The following is a 19,604-nucleotide window of genomic DNA, read 5'->3' as shown; positions in this document are numbered from 1 at the left end:
ATTGCCATGTACGACGCCACCCTGACCCTGGCCGAGTTCGACCCCGAACTGGCCCAGTCCATCCAGCACGAAGCGCGCCGGCAGGAAGACCATGTCGAGCTGATCGCCTCCGAAAACTACGCCAGCCCCTTGGTGATGGCGGTCCAGAATTCGGTGCTCACCAACAAGTACGCAGAAGGCTACCCCGGCAAGCGCTACTACAGCGGCTGCGGCTACGTGGACGTCGCTGAGCGTCTGGCGATCGAACGCGTCAAGGCGCTGTTCGATTGCGACTACGCCAATGTCCAGCCGCATGCCGGCGCGCAGGCGAACGCGGCGGTGTTCCTGGCGCTGGCCCAGCCGGGCGACACGGTCATGGGCATGAACCTCGCGCAGGGCGGTCACCTGACGCACGGCAATCCGGCCAACTTCTCCGGTCGGCACTACAGGATCGTGCCGTACGGGCTGGACCCCGAAACGGGGTTGATCGATTACGACGAAATGGCGCGGATCGCGCGCGAGACGCGGCCGAAGATGCTGATCGGCGGCTTCTCGGCGTACTCGCGCCACAAGGACTGGGCGCGGATGCGGGCGATCGCCGACGAGGTGGGGGCGATCTTCTGGGTAGACATGGCGCATGTCGCCGGCCTGGTGGCCGCGGGCGAGTATCCCGACCCGCTGCCACACGCCCATGTGGTGACCAGCACGACCCACAAGACGCTGCGCGGACCGCGTGGTGGTCTCATCCTGGCCAAGGGGCAGGGCAGCGAGTTCTACAAGAAGCTCGATTCGGCGGTGTTCCCCGGCACCCAGGGCGGGCCGTTGATGCATGGCATCGCGGCCAAGGCGGTGGCGTTCAAGGAGGCGCTGCGCCCCGAGTTCAAGACCTATCAACGCCAGGTGGTGACCAATGCGCGCGCGATGGCCGCGGTGTTGCAGCGCCGTGGCTACACGATCGTCTCGGGCGGCACCGACAACCATCTGATGCTGATCGACCTGTCCGCCAAGCCCTACACCGGCAAGGACGCCGACGCGGCGTTGGCCGATGCCTACATCACCACCAACAAGAATTCCGTGCCCAACGATCCGCGGTCTCCGTTTGTCACTTCGGGGCTGCGCATCGGCACGCCCGCGGTGACCACGCGTGGCTTCGGCGTGCCCGAATGCGAGCAGTTGGCCGGCTGGCTGTGCGATGTGCTCGATGCGCTCGAGATCGGCGACGAGGCGCTGACGCGCATCCGGGAGCACGTGCGTACACAAGTGGTGGCACTGTGCCGGCGCCATCCGGTGTACGGCTGAGCAAGGCCAGTGCACCACGGGGACGCTGCGCGCCAGCGCACGCCGCGCAGCGCCCGTCCGCTTTATTTCAGGAGCGCACCGATGTCGTCGCTTCGTTTGCCCTACCAAACCCTCTCGCCCGAGGCCTATCGCGGCTTCGGGCTGGCGAAGCAGGCGCTGGACAACAGTCCACTCGGCAAGCCGCTCGTCGAGCTGGTCTATCTGCGCGTCTCGCAGATCAACGGCTGCGCGTTCTGCCTGGAGATGCATGCCGCGGCGCTCCGCGCCGACGGCATGCCTCAGGCCAAGCTGGACGCACTGGCGGGCTGGCGGGTCAGTGCGCATTTTGGCGAACGCGAGCGCCTGGCGCTGGCCTGGACCGAGGCGCTGGTGGATGTGGCGCGCAGTCATGCGCCGGATGACGTCTTCCTGCCGCTCAAGGCCGTCTTCAGCGACGCCGAGATCTCGGACCTCAGCTTCGCGGTCGCGTTGATGAGCGCGTTCAATCGTCTGGCGATCGGCATGCGTCAGTAGGTCGTGGACCTCGCGTACCGGCCGCGGTCGGGGGTGGTGGTGGGATAGGGCGAATTTCCAGGGCGCCCAGAAATGACGCCTCACGGCTGCCTTCACCGGCATCGTCTCTGGCCTATGATTGCGCCTGACTCACGCATCGAACGTCCATGGCGCGCCCCGATCTCAATCTGCTGCTGGCCCTGGATGCCCTGCTGGAAGAGGGCAGCGTGGTCGGTGCGGCGCGGCGCATGCATCTGAGCCCACCGGCAATGAGCCGGACGCTGAGCCGGATCCGCGATGCGCTCGGCGATCCGGTGTTCGTCCAGGTCGGGCGCAAGCTCGTGCCCACGCCCAAGGCGATGGCGATGCGCGAGCAGGTGCGCATCGCGCTCGATCATGCCGCGCAGGTCTTCGCGTCGGGTGCGACGGTCGACCTGGCGTCGCTGGACCGACGGTTCAATGTCCGCGCGACCGACGAGTTCGTCAGTATCCATCTGGGCCGGCTGCTCGACGCGATGGCCAAGGAGATGCCGCGGGCGATGCTGCGGTTCTCGCCGGAAGGCGACGATATCGATGAAGAGGCACTGCGCAGCGGCCGCATCGATCTGTTCATCAGTGCCTCGCGCACGCTGAGCGCGGAGATCCGCGTGCAATCGCTGTTCACCACGACCTTCGTCGGCGTGGCGCGCGCGGGGCATCCGATTTTCGATGCGGAGATCACCGCCGCCCGGTTCGCCCGCTGGGAACACATCCATGTCTCGCGACGCGGCAAGGACAGTGGCCCGGTCGATGACGCGCTGCAGGCGCAGGGCCTGCGCCGTCATGTCGCGCTGGTGGTGCCCAACCCGTACACGGCGCTGTTCGCGCTGCAGGACTCGGACCTGCTGCTGTCGTTGCCGCGGCACCTCGCTCGCACCGCGCAGGCGGCGGGCCTGCGCCTGCGTGTGTTCGAACTGCCGGCGCCGATGGAGACCGTACTGCTGACCCAGGCTTGGCACCCGCGCCTGGACGGCGACCCGGCCCATCGCTGGCTGCGGCAGACGATCCATGCGCTGTGCAACGACGACACGGCGCAGGCGGACCAGGTGACGACGCCCTAGCGCAGTCGCTTGATGCGTGCGTTTGGCGCAATCCTTCGATTGCAATCATTTCACTTTTGGAAATGGTGGCGCGTTTCTACAGTGTCTGCCGGTCGGTCACTGTGAAGCGCCCAACGTGCATGCCACCCCCACTGCCGAAACATCGCCAGGCGTGCCGCCAACCCGGCTGGTCCGGCTCCGGGATGCGCTGGCCAGCGGGCTGTCGGCGCTCGACCTCACCACGCCGCGTGCGACCTATGTGATGCGCTCGCTGCTGGCCGCGGGGCTGGCGCTGGTGGTCGCCTACTGGCTCGACCTGCACGCGCCGTACGCGGCTGCGTCCAGCGTGCTGTTGGTGATCCACCCGGTGCAGGGTGCAGTGATCGGAAAAGGCGCCTGGCGGGTACTGGGCACGTTGGCCGGCATGCTGGCCGCGTTCGTGCTGATGGGGGCGTTCGGACAAATGCCGTGGCTGTTCCTGCTCGGCTTCGGCCTGTGGCTGGGGCTGTGCGTGGTGGGCATGACCCTGTTGCGGCATTTCCGCGCCTACGGCGCGACGCTGGCGGGGTACACCGTGGGCTTGGCGGCCTACGGCGCGATGCAGCATCCGGAACTGACGTTCGACCAGGTCATCGGGCGTGGCGCGTCGGTGCTGGTCGGTGTGGTGTGCCTGGCCGCGGTGTCGGCGGTGTTCAGCGCCCGCAGCGTGCACAGCCGTCTGGCCGCGCAGTTGCATCGGCTGGCGGCCGCCACCGCGGACGTGCTCGCCACGCAGCATCAGGCGATCCACGGGCGCAATGTGCCCGGCGGCCGGCCGCTGGATCCGGGCAGGCGCGCGCTCATCCTCGAGGTGTACGGCGTGGACGACCTGCTGGCGCAGGGCAAGGCGGAGTCGGCGGACCTGGCGCGTCGCGCGGGTGCGGTGCGACAAGCGATGGTGTCGTTGTTCTCGGCCTTGGTCGGCGGTGCGCCGCCGATGGGGGGGCATGGCGCCGCGCTCGATGCGCTGCGGGTGGTGCAGCCTGACTGGGAGCGGACCTGGCGGCAGGCGACCGACGCCCTGTCGCAGGCGCCGGGCGCGCCAGGCCTGGCGCAGGCCACGCGGCTGCTGTCCGGGTTGCGGGCCCGGGTGCGGGAGGCATTGGCCGCGGTGTCGCTCGAGCCGGTGGCCGAACAGGCAACGCTGACGATTGCGGGCGATCGCTTGATCGAGCAACTCGACGATTATCTCGACGCGCTCGCCAGCATCGCGCATGTGCACAGCGCACGGCCGATCGCAGGCGCGGTGTCGGTGCCGTTCCACCGCGATATCGGGGCGGCGATCGAGAACGGGCTGCGCGCGATGCTGACCGTCGTGCTGGGCGGTGCGTTCTGGATCGTCACCGGTTGGACCTACGGTCACATGATGCTGGCCGGCCTGGCGGCGGCCTGTGCGCTGCTGTCCACTGCGCCCGACCCGGCGCGCGGCGCAATCGCGTTCCTGCAGGGCACGGTGGCGGCCGCGGCGATGGCCTTCGTCTGCGCCTTCGTCGTGTTGCCGCACATCTCCGGGCTGCCGCTGCTGCTGGTGGTCCTGGGCCTGTTCTGGTGGCCCGGCATCTACGCGACCACGATGCCGCGACATGCCTTGGCCGGGGTCGCCTATCTGGTGGCCTTTACCAGCCTGGCGGCGGTGGACAATCCGATGCGCGACGACATCGCGCTTTTTCTCAATGGCGCGGTGGCCTGGATTCTGGCGGTGTGCTTCACCTTGTTGGGGTTCCGCACGGTGCTGCCGCGCAATGCGTCGCGCGATGTCGGCCGCCTGTGCGAGCACATCCGAGGCGACGCGCTCACGACCCTGTCCGTTGCACGGGCCGATGCCAAGGCCTGGCAATGGCGCCAGCAACATCGCATCGCCCAGCTCGGCGCCTTGCTGCGGGCGCAGCCCGAGGCGATGGACCGGGCTGTCGCCGATGCGCTGGCCAGCCTGCACCTGGGCCGCGAAGTGCTGCGCCTGCGCCAGTGGCTGCGCCGCACGTCCGACACCGTCGCCGCGCATCGTGTGGTCAGCGTGACGCTCGCGCGCATGCGGCGACGCGCAGACGCGCCGATGTTGGCGGCCCGGCATGCGCGCCGCGCGGCGGCGGCGCTGTCGCGCACGGTCGCCACTTCGGCGGTGGCGGTGGTCGAAACGCGGCGCTTGATCGGCGCACTGCTGGACATCGCGGCGCTGCTCGAGCGCCATGCCGGTGCTGTGCCGCAACGCAAGCGGGAGCTTGGCGATGTTGCATGAGGTGGCTGTCGGCGGTCTCTACCTGCCGCCGTTCTTCATCTACGCCTGTGCCGCCTTGCCGATCTACTTGGGGCTTCGCCTGCTGCTCGTGCGCAGTGGACTGCTGCGTTGGGTCTGGCATCCGGGGTTGTTCGAATTCGCGTTGTCCGTCTGTCTTGTCTCGGTGTTGATCCTCCATGTCTGATCGTTCGCATCCCGCCGCGCGCGTCCTGCGCGTCGCCCTCACGCTCAGTGTCGTCATCGCGGCCTGCCTGCTGGTCGGCGCGCTGTGGCGTGCCTATGTCCTGGCACCGTGGACACGAGACGGCCGGGTCGCGGCCCAGGTCGTGCGCATCGCGCCGGACGTGTCCGGCCCGGTCGCCGAGGTCGCGGTCGTGGACGACCAGGTCGTGACCCGGGGCGATGTGCTGTACCGCATCGATCCGGCGCGGTTCGCGCTGGCGCTGGCGCAGGCCGAAGCGCAGGCAACCGCGGCGACCGTCTCGCTGCGCCAGCGGACCGAGGAGGCGAGGCGGCGCCAGGGCATGGAGCGTCTGCTGCCGGCCGAGGACATCCAGCGCGCGCATCAGGCGTTGGCGCTCGCCCGCGCCGATCTGCGGATGGCGCAGGTCGCGGTCGACCGGGCGAAGCTGGATCTCGAGCGGACGGTCCTGCGCGCATCGATGGATGGCGTGGTCACCCGCCTGCGGCTGAGCGTCGGCGACTACGCTGCGGCGGGCCAACCGACGATCGCGCTGGTCGATGCCGGCGGCTTCTGGATCACCGGCTACTTCGAGGAGACCAAGCTGCGCGGCATCCGGCCGGGCGCCGCGGCGCGGATTCGGTTGATGGGCTACGACGACGAGTTCCAGGGCCGGGTGGCGAGCATCGGGCGCGGCATTGCCGACCCCAACCAGGAGGCCGATACGCAGGGCCTGCCGAACGTGGCGCCCAGCTTCAGCTGGGTGCGCCTGGCGCAGCGCATTCCGGTGCGCGTCGAGTTCGAGCAGGTGCCCCCCGGGGTCGTGCTGGCGGCCGGCATGACCGGCAGCATCGAGGTGCTGCCAGCGGACGGGGCGCCGGCCTCGCGCGGCCGGCTGGTCGCGTGGCTGCAGCGCTGGCTGTGAGGCGCGCGACGGCGATGTCATCCACGCAGAGACGAGCACGCGGCGGTGGCTGGGTCATGGCTGCGCTGCTGGCCGGCCTGTCGGGCTGCGCGACGGTCGGCCCTGACTATCGCGCGCCGACGGTGGCGGTGCCGGCGGACTGGACCGCGCCTGGCGCGACCGTGCGCGACGACGATCGCGATGCGCCGGGCCCGTGGTGGCGCACGTTCCAGGATCCGCTGCTCGAACGCCTCGTCACCCAGGCCCTGGCGCACAACCAGGATCTCGACATTGCGCTGGCGCGGCTGCGACAGGCACGGGCCGAGCGTGCGCAGATCGCGTCGGCATCGCGGCCCGAGGTCTCGATCGGCGGGGCAGCTGAGGCCGCGCACCACGGCGGGCGCAGCGACGAGGCCTGGCAGTTGGGCATCGACGCGAGTTGGACGCTGGACCTGTTCGGCGGCACGCGCCGGGCGGTCGAGGCCGCCGATGCCGGCATCCAGGCGCTGGCGGAGGATCGCGACGCGCTGCAGGCGGGCCTGGTGGCCGAGCTGGTGGCCGATTACGCGGGATTGCGTGCCACCCAACACCGGCTGTCGATCGCGCGCGATGAGGTCGCCACGCTGATCGACATCGAGCGGCTGGCCGAGCAGGCGCACCGCAGCGGCCTGGGCACCTTGGCCGACGTGGCGCTGGCCCGCGCCGAACGTGCCACGGCGCAGGCGCGGCTGCCGGTGCTGGAGGCCGACATCGCGCGCCTCAGCCATGCGCTGGGCGTCCTGACCGGTGGCTTTCCGGGCGACTGGCAGGCCGCGCTGCACGGACCTGCGCCGATGTTGCCCAGCCCCGCGCACTGGCCGCGCTCACTGCCCTCGGAGGTGATCGGCCAGCGTCCGGACCTGCGCGCGGACGAACGGCGCCTGGCGGCCGCCACCGCGCAGATCGGCGTGGCGCAGGCGCAGGGCTTGCCCGCGTTTCGCATTCCGCTGGGCATCGGCACCACGGCCGACACGATCCGCGCCCTGTTCTCGGCGGCGACGCGGATGTGGTCGGTCGGCCTGCAAGGGCGCCAGGTCCTCTACGACGCCAGACGCACGCGTGCGGCGACAGCGGCGGCGCAGGCCAATGCCGAGGCGGTGCGCCGGATCTACGAGCGCGACATCCGGGTGGCGCTGCGCGAGGTGGAAGACGCGTTGACCGCCTGGACCAGCGAGCGCCGGCGGCAGGCGTCATTGCAGGCGGCCGTGGTCGACAGCGAACAGGCATTGGACGATGCGATGCGGTTGTATGCGCAGGGCCTGCGCGCCTATCAGCCCGTGCTTGTCGCGCAGCGCACGGTGCACCAGACGCGCGACGACCAGGTGCTGGGGCAACTGGCGGAACTGCGCGCGCTCGTCGCGCTGCAGACGGCGTTGGGGGCGCAGGTTGCGGTTGCCGAGACGCCGGCAACCGGGACGGGCACGGCGGAAGGGAGCGCGTCCACGCGATGAGCGGCGTCGCCGTGCGTCACGCGCGCTCCGCGGCAGCCGATCAGCGGACCTTGCGGACTTCGGTGGCCGCGGGCCGCAGCGGGCTGCCGTCCTCGGCCTGCGGCTGCATCGGCGCGACCGGCCGGCCGCTGCGCTTGTCGAGCAACACCGAGTGCGGCTCGCCGGGGGCGAACAAGGCCTGCTCGGCCCATTGGCGCAGCGCGACCACCACCGGGAACAGGCGCTCGCCCTGCGGCGTGAGCACGTACTCGCGGTAGGCGCTGCCGTCGGAGGCATCCTGGGTGGCGAGGATGCCGGCCTCGACCAGGCGGCGCAGGCGGTCGGACAGGATGTTGCGGGCCATGCCCAAGCCGCGCTGGAAGTCGCCGAAGCGGCGACTGCCGTCAAAGGCGTCGCGCACGATCAGCAACGACCAGCGGTCGCCGACGACATCGACCGCGCGGGCGACCGGGCAGGGCACGGCGGCGTCTGCGGGGCGAAGGGACATTGACGCTCCTGGTGGGCAGTGGTTGCACTTTAAAACTTCATGCCGCAGCATGCGATCGGTTTCAAATCGAAACTACATTCGCAGCGAGCGGCCCATGTCCACGCCTTCTGTTTCGCCAGCGCCGGCCACGTGCGACCCGGCGCCTGCCCACGCCGCCGCCATGCCGCGCGGGCTGGTGCTGTTGTTCGCCTTGGCCAGCGGCCTGAGCGTGGCCAATGTCTATTACGCGCAGCCGCTGCTCAATGCGCTGGCGCAGGACTTCGCGATCGATCCCGCGGCGGTGGGCGGCGTGGTCACCGCGACCCAGGTCGGCTGCGCGCTGGCACTGTTGCTGCTGGTACCGCTGGGCGATGCGCTGGACCGGCGCCGGTTGATGGCCGTGCAGGTGCTGGCGCTGGTCGGGGCGCTGCTGACGGTGGCGATGGCGCGCAGCGCGCCGGTACTGCTGGCCGGCATGGCGGCGGTCGGGCTGCTCGGCACCGCGATGACCCAGGGCCTGATCGCGTACGCGGCCAGCGCCGCGGCGCCGCGCGAGCGCGGGCACGTCGTGGGTACGGCGCAGGGCGGCGTCTTCATCGGCCTGTTGCTGGCGCGGGTGTTCGCCGGCGGGATCAGCGATCTCGCAGGGTGGCGCGGCGTCTACGTCTGCGCAGCGCTGGCGATGTTGGCGATCGCGCTGCCGCTGTGGCGCCGCTTGCCCGTGTTGCCGCCGGTTGTCGCGGCGCCGTCCTATCCGCGGCTGCTGGCATCGATGCTGACGCTGCTGCGGCAGGACCGCACACTGCACGTGCGCGGCACACTGGCATTGCTGATGTTCGCGGCCTTGAACATCTTCTGGAGCGCGCTGGTACTGCCGCTGCGCGCGCCGCCCTACGGGTTCTCGCACACCGCGATCGGCGCCTTCGGCCTGGTCGGCGCGATCGGTGCGCTCGCGGCCGCGCGCGCCGGGCGCTGGGCGGACCGCGGCCATGCCCAGCGCACCAGTGCGGCGGCGCTGGCGCTGCTGGTGCTGGCCTGGTGGCCGCTGTCGGCGATGGACGGGGCGCTGTGGGCGCTGGTGCTCGGCATCGTGCTGCTGGATCTGGGCGGCCAGGCCTTGCACGTGACCAATCAGAGCCTGATCTTCCGCAGCCGCCCCGAGGCGCACAGCAGGCTGGTCGGGCTGTACATGCTGTTCTACGCGGTCGGCAGCGGGCTGGGCGCGATCGCCACGACGCTGACCTATGCGCGTGCCGGCTGGAGCGGCGTCTGCGGGCTGGGCGCGGCGGTCAGCGCGCTGGCATTGCTGGTCTGGGCGCTGACGCTGCGCTTGGCGGACACGTCACGCTGAGGCCCGGAGGCTGGCCGGGGAGGGGCCGATTGCTCGGCTTGGCGCGCCGTTGGCCTGGCGCCCTGCGCTCAGGCGCGCGGCGACGGCGCCGGGTCGCAGACCCCGGCCGCGCGCAGGCACACCTGGCGGATCGAGGCGACCAGTTGCGCGGGGCCGGCGGTCTTTTCGCGCAGGATCGGCGCGACCGGTCCGACCAGCGCCTCGGTGAACGCGCCGACGATGCAGGCGGCGGTGACGTCGGCGTCTTGCGTCGGAAACTCGCGGCGCTCGATGCCGGCCCGCAGGATGTCGCGGAACACGTCGCCGAAGCGCCGGCGGCCGCGGATGCGCTCGGCGTCGACTTCCGGGTCGACCGGCTCGGCGATGAAGGCATAGGCCAGGGCCGGGCCGGCGAGGGCGCGGCGCACGAAGGCCTCGATCGCGGCGCCCAACTGGTCGCGGGCATCGGCGTGCGCGTCGGCGGCCGCGCGCAGGATCACGATCTCGGCATCGATCGCGGCGGTCAGCACCTCCACGAACAGCTCGGCCTTGGACGGGAAGTAGCGGTAGATCAGCCCGGTCGAGACCCCAGCCTCGGCCGCGACCGCGGCGATCTGCGCCTCGCGGAAGCCGCCGACCGATACCAGGGTGCGCGCAGCCTGGACGATCCGCGCGCGGTTGCGGGCCATCCGTTCTTCCATCAGGTCGGAGCGCCGGTAGCTCAAATTGTGATCCTCGGTTCAATTTGTGAATCTTAGTTCAATTCTTCTTCGGAACCCGCTAGGCTGTGCGTCCGAACCCGACCTGCGGCGCCTTGCCGCACGGTCCACGCCCCGGGGAACCTTGGAGTCCAGCATGCGTATTCCGTCCATCGATTTCCAACTCGGCGAAGAGATCGAGATGATCCGCGAGTCCGTCCAGGACTTCGCCGCGCAGGAGATCGCGCCGCTCGCCGCGCACGCCGACGAGACCAACCAGTTCCCCCACGCGCTGTGGCGCAAGCTCGGTGCGCAGGGGCTGCTGGGCATCACCGTCGAGGAGACCTACGGCGGCACCGGCCTGGGGTATCTGGCGCATGTGGTCGCGATGGAGGAGATCTCGCGGGCCTCGGGCGGCATCGGCCTGTCGTACGGCGCGCATTCCAACCTGTGCCTCAACCAGCTGCGCAAGAACGCCAGCGAGGCGCAGAAGCACCAGTACCTGCCGAAGCTGTGCAGCGGCGAGCATGTCGGCGCGCTGGCGATGAGCGAGCCGGGCGCGGGCTCGGACGTGGTCGCGATGAAGCTGCGCGCCGAGCTGCGCGGCGACCGCTACGTGCTCAATGGCAACAAGATGTGGATCACCAACGGGCCCACCGCCGACGTGCTGGTGGTCTATGCCAAGACCGATCCGGAGGCCGGCCCCAAGGGCATCACCGCCTTCATCGTCGAGAAGGGCTTCAAGGGCTTTTCGACCGCGCAGAAGCTCGACAAGCTCGGCATGCGCGCCTCCGACACCTGCGAGCTGGTGTTCGAGGACTGCGAGGTGCCGGTCGAGAATGTGCTCGGCGAGGTCGGCGGCGGCGCCAAGGTGCTGATGTCGGGCCTGGACTACGAACGCTTGGTGCTATCGGGCGGTCCACTTGGGCTGATGGCCGCCAGCCTGGATGTCGTGCTGCCCTATGTGCACGAGCGCCACCAGTTCGGCGAGCCGATCGGCAACTTCCAGCTGATGCAGGGCAAGATCGCCGACATGTACGTGGCCTTCAATGCCTGCCGCGCCTACGTCTATGCGGTGGCCAAGGCCGCCGACGCCGGGCGCATCACCCGCCAGGACGCGGCGGGCGTGATCCTGTACGCGGCCGAGAAGGCGACCTGGCTCGCCGGTCAGGCGATCCAAGTGCTGGGCGGCAATGGCTACATCAACGAGTACCCGGTCGGCCGGCTGTGGCGCGACGCCAAGCTCTACGAGATCGGCGCCGGCACCTCGGAGATCCGGCGCATGCTGATCGGCCGCGAACTGTTCCGCCAGACCTGTTAAGAGGAGCGCGTCGATGGCTGTCCTGCAGAGCCGGATCGATCCGGCCGGCGAGAATTTCCAGACCAATGCCGCCGCGATGCAGGCGGCGCTCGACGATCTGCGCGCGACCCAGGCGCGCATCGCCCAGGGCGGCAGCGAGGCGGCGCGCGAGAAGCATCGCAAGCGCGGCAAGCTGCTGGTGCGCGAGCGCATCGATGCGCTGATCGATCCGGGCGCCGCATTCCTGGAAGTCGCGCCGCTGGCGGCGCTGGGCATGTACGGCGACGACGTACCGTGCGCCGGCGTGGTCGCCGGCATCGGCTTGGTCAGCGGCGTGGAATGCATGATCGTCGCCAACGATGCGACGGTGAAGGGCGGCACGTATTACCCGATCACGGTGAAGAAGCACCTGCGGGCGCAGGAGATCGCGCAGCAGAACCGACTGCCGTGCATCTATCTGGTCGATTCGGGTGGCGCGTTCCTGCCGATGCAGGACGAGGTGTTTCCCGACCGCGATCACTTCGGCCGGATCTTCTACAACCAGGCCAATCTGTCGGCCGAGGGCATCCCGCAGATCGCCTGCGTCATGGGCTCGTGCACCGCCGGCGGTGCCTACGTGCCGGCGATGAGCGACGAGACGGTGATCGTCAAGGAACAGGGCACGATCTTCCTCGGCGGTCCGCCGCTGGTGAAGGCGGCGACCGGCGAGGAAGTGGACGCCGAGTCGCTGGGCGGCGCCGACGTGCACACGCGCGTGTCCGGCGTGGCCGACCATTTCGCCGAAGACGATCTCGATGCGCTGGCGCGCGTGCGCGACATCGTCGCTTCGCTCAACTGGTGCAAGCGCGGCGAGCTGGCGATGCAGCCGCCGGAAGACCCGCTGTATCCGGCCGAGGAACTCTACGGCGTCATCCCGGCCGATACGCGTAAGCCCTACGACGTGCGCGAGGTGATCGCGCGGTTGGTCGACGGCTCGCGCTTCGACGAGTTCAAGGCGCGCTACGGCACCACGCTTGTGACCGGCTTTGCGCACCTGCACGGGTATCCCATCGGCATCGTCGCCAACAACGGCATCCTGTTCTCCGAGAGCGCGCTCAAGGGCGCGCACTTCGTCGAGCTGTGCGCCAAGCGCGGCATCCCGCTGCTGTTCTTGCAGAACATCACCGGCTTCATGGTCGGCAAGAAGTACGAGAACGGCGGCATCGCCCGCGACGGCGCCAAGCTGGTGACCGCGGTCGCGTGCGCAAAGGTGCCCAAGTTCACCGTGGTGATCGGCGGCAGCTTCGGCGCCGGCAACTACGGCATGAGCGGGCGCGCGTATTCGCCGCGCTTTCTGTGGATGTGGCCCAACGCGCGGATCGGCGTGATGGGCGGCGAACAGGCCGCCGGCGTGCTGGCGACCGTGCGCCGTGACGGCATCGAGGCCAAGGGCGGCAACTGGTCGGCCGAGGACGAAGAGGCGTTCAAGGCGCCGATCCGCGCTCAGTTCGAGCAACAGGGCCATCCGTACTACGCCAGCGCCCGGCTGTGGGACGACGGCATCATCGATCCGGCCAAGACCCGCCGCGCGCTCGCGCTGGCGCTGTCGGCGGCCATGAACGCAGCGAACGAAGCCACCACGTTCGGCATCTTCCGGATGTGACCGGGCGCGACGAGGACACGCAATGACCGACACACCGAACATCGCGATCGTGCGTCAGGGCGCTGTGGCGACCCTGTGGATGGATCGCCCCGAGCGTCACAACGCCTTCGACGAGCACCTGATCGAGGCGATCGACCGCGGCCTACAGGCGCTGGGCGCCGACGACGAGGTGCGTGTCGTCGTGCTGGCCGGCCGCGGCCGCAGTTTCTCGGCCGGTGCCGACCTCGACTGGATGCGCCGCGCCGCCGACTACGATGTCGCGCGCAATCGCGACGAGGCCGAGGCATTGGCGCGCATGCTGCGGCGCCTGGCCGAACTGCCGAAGCCGACCATCGCCCGGGTGCACGGGGCGGCGATCGGCGGCGGGCTCGGGCTGGTCGCGGCCTGCGACATCGCGGTCGCCAGCGACAAGGCGGTGTTCGCGACCTCCGAGGTCAAGTTCGGCCTGATCCCGGCCACGATCGGGCCGTACGTGCTGCGCGCGATCGGCCCGCGGCAGGCGGCGCGCTACTTCCTGACCGCCGAACTGATCCAGCCGGCCAAGGCCCGCGACATCGGGCTGGTGCACGAAGTCGTCGCCGACGACGCGCTCGATGTCGCCGTCGAGACGCTGGTGCAGGCGCTGGCCCAGGGCGGCCCGAATGCGCAAGCCGAATCCAAGCGGCTGATCCGTGATCTCGATGGCCAGACCATCGGCGATGCGCTGATCGCCGACACTGCACTGCGGATCGCCGACATCCGCGCCACCGACGAAGCGCGCAGCCGTCTGGACGCCTTCCTGTCCGCACGCCGCGCAAAGGACGCTCGATGAGCACTGGAACTTCCGAAGCGGCGCTGTTCGACAAGGTGCTGATCGCCAACCGCGGCGAGATCGCCTGCCGGATCATCGCCACCTGTCGCCGCCTGGGCATTCGCACCGTCGCGGTGTACTCGGATGCCGACCGCACTGCGCGTCATGTGCGCCTGGCCGACCAGGCGGTGCACATCGGGCCGGCCGCCGCGCGCGAGAGCTACCTGCGCAGCGACCGCTTGCTGGATGCCGCGCGCCGTACTGGCGCCCAGGCGATCCATCCCGGCTACGGCTTCCTGTCCGAGAACGCCGCGTTCGCCCAGGCCTGCGCCGATGCCGGCGTGGTGTTCATCGGCCCCAGTCCGGCCTCGATCCAGGCGATGGGCGACAAGCGCGAGGCCAAGGCGCTGATGCAGGCGGCCGGCGTGCCGGTGACGCCGGGCTATCACGGCGCCGATCAGGACCCGGCGCTGCTGCAGCGCGAGGCAGACGGCATCGGCTATCCGGTGCTGATCAAGGCCAGCGCCGGCGGTGGCGGCAAGGGCATGCGCCTGGTCGACAAGCCCGAGGACTTCGCCGCGGCGTTGCAGTCGTGCCAGCGCGAGGCCGAGAGTGCATTCGGCGATGCGCGGGTGCTGATCGAGCGCTACATCGTGCGGCCGCGGCACGTGGAGATCCAGGTGTTCGGCGACCGCCACGGCAACGTCGTGCATCTGTTCGAACGCGACTGCTCGGTGCAACGCCGTCACCAGAAGGTGTTGGAGGAAGCGCCCGCACCGGCGCTGGGCGATGCACAGCGCGAGGCGATGGCGCAGGCTGCGATCGCCGCCGCGCGTGCGGTCGACTACGTCGGTGCCGGCACGATCGAGTTCATCGTCGGCGAGAGCCGCGGGTCGGGCGACGGCGCTGGCGAGTTCCATTTCATGGAAATGAACACCCGCCTGCAGGTCGAGCACCCGGTCACCGAATTGGTCACCGGCATCGATCTGGTCGAATGGCAGCTGCGGGTGGCCGCCGGCCAGCCGCTGCCGCTGCGCCAGGACCAGATCCGCCATCGCGGCCATGCGATCGAGGCACGGCTGTATGCCGAAGACGCGCTCAAGGGCTTCCTGCCTTCGACCGGCACCTTGCAGGTCATGCAGTTCCCAGAAACCAGCGCCCACGTACGCATCGATACCGGGGTGGAGCAGGGCGACGCGATCAGTCCCTGGTACGACCCGATGATCGCCAAGCTGATCGTCTGGGACGAGGACCGGCCGCGGGCGCTGCAGCGCCTGCGTCAGGCGATCGACGCGGTACGCGTGGTCGGCGTGACCACCAATGCGGTGTTTCTCGGGCGGCTGGCGCGGCAAGCGGATTTCTCCGCCGCGCGCCTGGAAACCGGCCTGGTCGCGCGCGAGATCGACCACCTGCTGGCGCCATTGCCCGAGGCCGACGACACGGCGTGGCTGCTGGCCGCGCTCGGCGTCTGGACGCAGCGCCGCGCGGCGTCGTCGGCGACGGAGGCGTCGCCTTGGGCGCAGGATGGCTGGCGGCTCGGCGCGGCTGCGCCGCAGTGGATCGAGCTGTCGGCGGGCGGCGAGACCCGCCGGCTCGCGCTGCAGCCGCAGGGCGACCAGGTCGCGATCGGTTTCGACGGCGCCTCGACGCAGACGGCGAGCGTCGACTGGACGGCGCCGACACTGACGGTCTCACTCGACGGCGTGCGCAGCAGCGTGGACGTCCACATGGTCGGTGCGCAGGTCGTGCTGTACCGCGGCGCGGACCGGTTCGTGTTCGAGCACGTCGATCCGCTGCATCGCCACGCCGGCGCCGAAGCGCACGCCGGCGCGGTGGTTGCGCCGATGCCCGGGCGCATCGTCGAACTGCTGGCACCGCTCGGCACGCCGATCGCCAAGGGCACGCCGCTGCTGGTGATGGAAGCGATGAAGATGGAGCACACGCTGCAGGCGCCCCACGACGGCGTGGTCGAGGCGTTCCTGGCCAAGCCCGGCGATCTGGTCGCCGATGGCGCGGTGCTGGTAGATTTCGTGACCGCTGACGAAGAGAAGCCGTGATGCGCGATGTGGTCCGTGTCGTCGAGGTAGGCCCGCGCGATGGGCTGCAGAACGAAAAAGCGCAGGTGCCGACGGCGACCAAGATCGCGTTGATCGACCGGCTGTCGGCCTGCGGCTTTCCGGTCGTCGAGGCGACCAGCTTCGTCAGCCCGAAATGGGTGCCGCAATTGGCCGATGCCGAGGACGTGCTGGCCGGCATCACCCGCCGCGAGGGCGTCGCCTATCCGGTGCTGGTGCCCAACGACAAGGGCCTGGCGCGTGCGATGGCGATGGGCGAGCGCCATATCGCGGTGTTCACCGCGGCGTCGGACGCGTTCAATCTGAAGAACACCAACATCGATGTCGACGGCTCGCTGGCGCGCCTTGAGCCGGTGGTCGAACAGGCACGTGCGGCCGGGGTGTCAGTGCGCGGCTACGTGTCGACGGTCCTCGGCTGTCCCTATCAGGGGGCGGTGCCGGTGCGCGACGTGGTGCGTGTGGCCGGTGCCTTGCACGCGATGGGCTGCGACGAGATCTCGCTTGGCGACACCATCGGTGTCGGCACGCCGGCCAAGGCCCGCGAGATGCTGCTGGCCTGCGCGCAAGTCGTGCCGATGCCGCAGCTGGCGGTGCACTTCCACGACACCTACGGACAGGCGCTGGCGAATGTGCTGACGTGTCTGGAAGCGGGCGTGCGCGTGGTCGACAGCGCGGTCGGTGGCCTGGGGGGCTGTCCGTACGCGAAGGGCGCCAGCGGCAATCTGGCGACCGAGGACCTGCTGTACATGCTCGAGGGGCTGGGGCTGGAGACCGGGGTCGATCGCGACGCGGTGACCCGCACCGCGCTGTGGATCGGCGAGGCGCTGGGACGGCGGCCCGCGAGCAAGCTGGCAGCGGTGGCACTGGCCAACGGCGCCGCCGACTGAGCGATCCGCGTGGCGCATTGTGAGCGGGGCTGCGGCGATGCGCAGCGCCGGCGGCGCGCGCGTTCGCCGATCGGGCACATTGGATTCGCCTGATCGGAAAATCATTTGACACATCGGAGAACGGCTTGCAATCCTGCAAGCCCGTCCTCGAGGAGCGTCGTCATGCCTGTGATCGTTGCCTGCCGCATGTCGGCGCCCGTCCTGTCGGAAAAGGCCTCAGTGCATCGTCGGCGGTGCGCGGCATGAAGACGCCCGCACCGACGTCCGGCATCGCCCGTTGGTCGCTGCCGCTGCTGCTGGTGTGTATCGCCGTGGCGGGGATTGCGGCCTGGCGCGCGACGCAGACGCCGGCGCCGCAGCCGGCCGACATTCCGGTCTCGGACTTTTCTGCGGCACGTGCGTTGGTGGATCTGCGCTGGATCGCCGCCGAACCTCATCCCACCGGCTCTGCGGCCGCGGCGCGGGTCCGCGACCGGCTGGTCACGCAGCTCACCCAGGCTGGCCTCGAGGTCGAGGTGCAACGCACGCACGCGTTCGCCGAGTACCGCAATCCGCGCCTGCGCAATCTGCGCGGCGGCAATGTCGAGAACGTCGTCGCCGTACTGCCGGGACGCGACCGCAGCCTGCCTGCGGTGATGATGATGGCGCACTACGACAGCGTCGCCAATTCGCCGGGCGCGGCCGACGACGGCCTGGGCGTGGCGGTGATGCTGGAGGTCTCGCGCGCGATCGCGCCTGACGCGCGCCAGCGCGACGTGGTGTTCCTGTTCACTGATGCCGAGGAAGCCGGGTTGCTCGGCGCGCGCGCGTTCTTCGCCGAACACCCGCTGGCGCAGCGGATCGGCACCGTGGTCAATCTCGAGGCGCGCGGCAGCCGCGGCCGTGCCTTGTTGTTCGAGACCGGGCCAGGCAACGCCGGCCTGATCCGCACCTTCGCCGCTGGCGCGCCGCTGCCGGCCGGCAACTCGCTGACCGGTTTCGTCTATCGCTACATGCCCAACGGGACCGATTTCACGGTGCCGGCCGAGCGCGGCATTCCCGGGCTCAATTTCGCGATCCTCGGTGGCCTGTTCGACTACCACGCCGCGAGTTCCACGGTCGACGATCTCGACCCGGGCAGCGTCCAGCACATGGGCGCGCAGGTGCTGCCGCTGGTGCGCACCCTGGCCATGTCGCCGACCTTGCCGGCCGCCGATGCCGACCTGGTCTACAGCGATCTTCCGGGGGGTTGGATGATCGCGCTGCCGGCCTGGTCGGGCTGGTTGCTGTGGCTGATGGCGCTATTGCCGATCGTCGCGATCGCGCGTCGCGCCGCCTGGGCCGACGGTGCCTGGCGGGGCCTCGCCAGCGGCCTGGCGCTTGCGCCTCTGACGGTGCTGGCGGTGGCGTTGGCAGTCCGTCTGGCGTATCGCCTGCTCGGCGGCGGCGACGCATCGCTGCTGCTCAACCGCGATCTATTGGCGGTCTTTCCGACCCTGGCCGCCGGCTTAGGATTGCTGTCGATCGCCACCGTGCTGGCGCTGGGCGGCCTCGTCGCCGGCGGCGTGGGCCGGCGGGCGTTCGCACTCCTCGCGCTGGTCGCGGGTGCGGCCGCATCGTTGCGCGGCGGCTTCGATCCGGTCGCGCTGGGCCTCGGGGTCGTCGTCGCGGGCCTGGCCTGGACCGTGGCCGGCACCCTGCGCCGCGGCGAGGCGGTGCGCCTGGGCGCGCTGGCGTTCTTTGCCCTGCTGGGCGCGGTGGTGCAGGCGTTCGCGCCGGAACTGGCGCCGTTGCTGCTGTGGCCGCTGCTGGGCCTGGCCGTGGTCGCCTGGTGCCTGCCGGCCGATGGGCCGCTGCAGGCCGCGCGCGTGGCGGTGGCTGGGGTGGTCACGGCCTACGGGCTGGCGCATGTCTTCGGCCTGGCGCTGCAGGTGTTCGATGCCGTGGGCTTCGGTACGCCCGAAGTGCTGGCGGTCCCTGCGATCTGGCTGACGGCGCTGGCGCTGCCGTGGCTGCGAGTCGCCGATGGTCGGCGTGGGCCCGCGGTCGTGCCGCTCGCCGTCGTGCTGCTGGCCAGCGGCGTGCTGGCCGCGGCGGCGTTTCCCGGACTGGATCGGCAGCGCTACCCGGCGCTGTCGCAGGTGATGTTCGTCGCCGATCCGGCGCAGGGCCAGTACCACCGCGTCAGCGCATTGCCGCCGTCGCCGTGGGTGCGCGCGGCGCTGCATGCCGATCGCGAGGCGCCGGCGCCGCGTCCGTTGCTGGCCGTCGACCTGGCCAATGTCTGGGCGACGCCGGCGGCACCGATCGCGGTGCCGGAACCCATCCGGTTTGTGCAGTCGCGCGATGCGGCGACCGGCCAGACCGTGCTGCGCGTGCAGGCGCCGGCCGCGACCCGCGACCTGCGGGTGCTGCTCAAGAGTGCGGCCGTCGTGCCCGGCGTGACCTTGCAGGGCGAAGCGGCGCCATTGCTGGACACGCCGGATACCTGGTCGCGCCTGCGCTGGCATGCGCCGGATGCGCAGGGGATCGAACTACGTTGGCCGGCCACTGCGGGCCCAGTCGAGGTCGAGGCCGCAGCGGGCATCGACGGCTGGCCGCAGGATGCCGAGCCGCTGCCGCCGCGCGCGCCGGACGTGATGCCCTGGTCCCTGTCCGACATGACCTGGGTGCTCGGACAGACGCGCGTCGAGCCCTGAGGGCTTCGTGGCCGCGGGCGCTTGGACGCCCGTGGCAGC

16 protein-coding genes are annotated in these 19,604 nt (G+C 70.5%); 14 read left to right on the top strand and 2 right to left on the bottom strand.

From position 1 onward, the window contains the following. Positions 1 to 6: 6 nt before the first annotated feature. The 7 genes from glyA (at position 7) to FHW73_RS12255 (ending at position 7,699) form a co-directional block, all read left to right on the top strand. Positions 7 to 1,278 (top strand): serine hydroxymethyltransferase, encoded by a 1,272-nt coding sequence (glyA, locus tag FHW73_RS12285; RefSeq protein WP_183427005.1) that lies wholly within the window; start codon positions 7 to 9, stop codon positions 1,276 to 1,278. A gap of 81 nt (positions 1,279 to 1,359) precedes the next feature. Further along, on the top strand, positions 1,360 to 1,791 hold the full coding sequence (locus tag FHW73_RS12280; protein WP_183427004.1) for a carboxymuconolactone decarboxylase family protein: 432 nt from the start codon (positions 1,360 to 1,362) through the stop codon (positions 1,789 to 1,791). A 146-nt stretch (positions 1,792 to 1,937) separates the two neighbouring features. Further along, on the top strand, positions 1,938 to 2,870 hold the full coding sequence (locus tag FHW73_RS12275; RefSeq protein WP_183427003.1) for a LysR family transcriptional regulator: 933 nt from the start codon (positions 1,938 to 1,940) through the stop codon (positions 2,868 to 2,870). Between the two features lie 115 nt (positions 2,871 to 2,985). Further along, positions 2,986 to 5,124 (top strand): FUSC family protein, encoded by a 2,139-nt coding sequence (locus tag FHW73_RS12270; RefSeq protein WP_221187533.1) that lies wholly within the window; start codon positions 2,986 to 2,988, stop codon positions 5,122 to 5,124. Further along, positions 5,114 to 5,308, top strand: a complete 195-nt coding sequence (locus tag FHW73_RS12265; protein ID WP_183427002.1) for a DUF1656 domain-containing protein — start codon at positions 5,114 to 5,116, stop codon at positions 5,306 to 5,308. Before FHW73_RS12270 ends, FHW73_RS12265 begins: the two co-directional genes overlap by 11 nt. Next, positions 5,301 to 6,230, top strand: coding sequence for an HlyD family secretion protein (locus FHW73_RS12260; protein WP_183427001.1), 930 nt, complete (start codon positions 5,301 to 5,303; stop codon positions 6,228 to 6,230). The genes FHW73_RS12265 and FHW73_RS12260 overlap by 8 nt, the downstream gene beginning before the upstream one ends. Positions 6,231 to 6,286: 56 nt before the next feature. Then, complete coding sequence (locus FHW73_RS12255) at positions 6,287 to 7,699, top strand: efflux transporter outer membrane subunit (protein ID WP_221187532.1); 1,413 nt, start codon at positions 6,287 to 6,289, stop codon at positions 7,697 to 7,699. 40 nt (positions 7,700 to 7,739) lie between these two features. On the opposite strand, the gene FHW73_RS12250 is transcribed toward FHW73_RS12255, so the two are convergent. Continuing rightward, complete coding sequence (locus tag FHW73_RS12250; RefSeq protein WP_183426999.1) at positions 7,740 to 8,186, bottom strand: helix-turn-helix domain-containing protein; 447 nt, start codon at positions 8,184 to 8,186, stop codon at positions 7,740 to 7,742. A gap of 94 nt (positions 8,187 to 8,280) precedes the next feature. Here FHW73_RS12250 and FHW73_RS12245 point away from each other — a divergent pair, with 94 nt between their 5' ends. Next, positions 8,281 to 9,516, top strand: coding sequence for an MFS transporter (locus tag FHW73_RS12245; RefSeq protein WP_221187531.1), 1,236 nt, complete (start codon positions 8,281 to 8,283; stop codon positions 9,514 to 9,516). A gap of 68 nt (positions 9,517 to 9,584) precedes the next feature. Here FHW73_RS12245 and FHW73_RS12240 read toward each other — a convergent pair whose 3' ends face one another. Next, the gene (locus FHW73_RS12240; protein WP_183426997.1) at positions 9,585 to 10,220 is read right to left on the bottom strand and encodes a TetR/AcrR family transcriptional regulator; all 636 of its coding nucleotides are present in this window, start codon (positions 10,218 to 10,220) and stop codon (positions 9,585 to 9,587) included. A gap of 130 nt (positions 10,221 to 10,350) precedes the next feature. Here FHW73_RS12240 and FHW73_RS12235 point away from each other — a divergent pair, with 130 nt between their 5' ends. The 6 genes from FHW73_RS12235 to FHW73_RS12210 all read left to right on the top strand — a co-directional run bounded on the left by FHW73_RS12235 (position 10,351) and on the right by FHW73_RS12210 (position 19,565). Further along, entirely contained in the window at positions 10,351 to 11,514 is a 1,164-nt protein-coding gene (locus FHW73_RS12235; protein ID WP_183426996.1) for an isovaleryl-CoA dehydrogenase, read from the top strand. Positions 11,515 to 11,527: 13 nt separating this feature from the next. Next, entirely contained in the window at positions 11,528 to 13,135 is a 1,608-nt protein-coding gene (locus FHW73_RS12230; RefSeq protein ID WP_183426995.1) for a carboxyl transferase domain-containing protein, read from the top strand. A gap of 22 nt (positions 13,136 to 13,157) precedes the next feature. After that, on the top strand, positions 13,158 to 13,946 hold the full coding sequence (locus tag FHW73_RS12225) for an enoyl-CoA hydratase-related protein (protein ID WP_183426994.1): 789 nt from the start codon (positions 13,158 to 13,160) through the stop codon (positions 13,944 to 13,946). Beyond that, positions 13,943 to 15,982: an acetyl/propionyl/methylcrotonyl-CoA carboxylase subunit alpha gene (locus FHW73_RS12220; protein WP_183426993.1), complete on the top strand. Its 2,040-nt coding sequence runs from the start codon at positions 13,943 to 13,945 to the stop codon at positions 15,980 to 15,982. The genes FHW73_RS12225 and FHW73_RS12220 overlap by 4 nt, the downstream gene beginning before the upstream one ends. Then, complete coding sequence (locus FHW73_RS12215; protein ID WP_183426992.1) at positions 15,982 to 16,887, top strand: hydroxymethylglutaryl-CoA lyase; 906 nt, start codon at positions 15,982 to 15,984, stop codon at positions 16,885 to 16,887. The genes FHW73_RS12220 and FHW73_RS12215 overlap by 1 nt, the downstream gene beginning before the upstream one ends. 242 nt (positions 16,888 to 17,129) lie before the next feature. Next, entirely contained in the window at positions 17,130 to 19,565 is a 2,436-nt protein-coding gene (locus FHW73_RS12210; RefSeq protein ID WP_183426991.1) for a M28 family peptidase, read from the top strand. Positions 19,566 to 19,604 lie beyond the last annotated feature (39 nt).

Origin of the sequence: Luteimonas sp. RC10 (genome assembly GCF_014192745.1) — a bacterium.
Classification (GTDB): domain Bacteria; phylum Pseudomonadota; class Gammaproteobacteria; order Xanthomonadales; family Xanthomonadaceae; genus Luteimonas.
The sequence above is the reverse complement of the archived record's forward strand: the minus strand, read 5'-3'. Positions and strand labels throughout refer to the sequence as shown.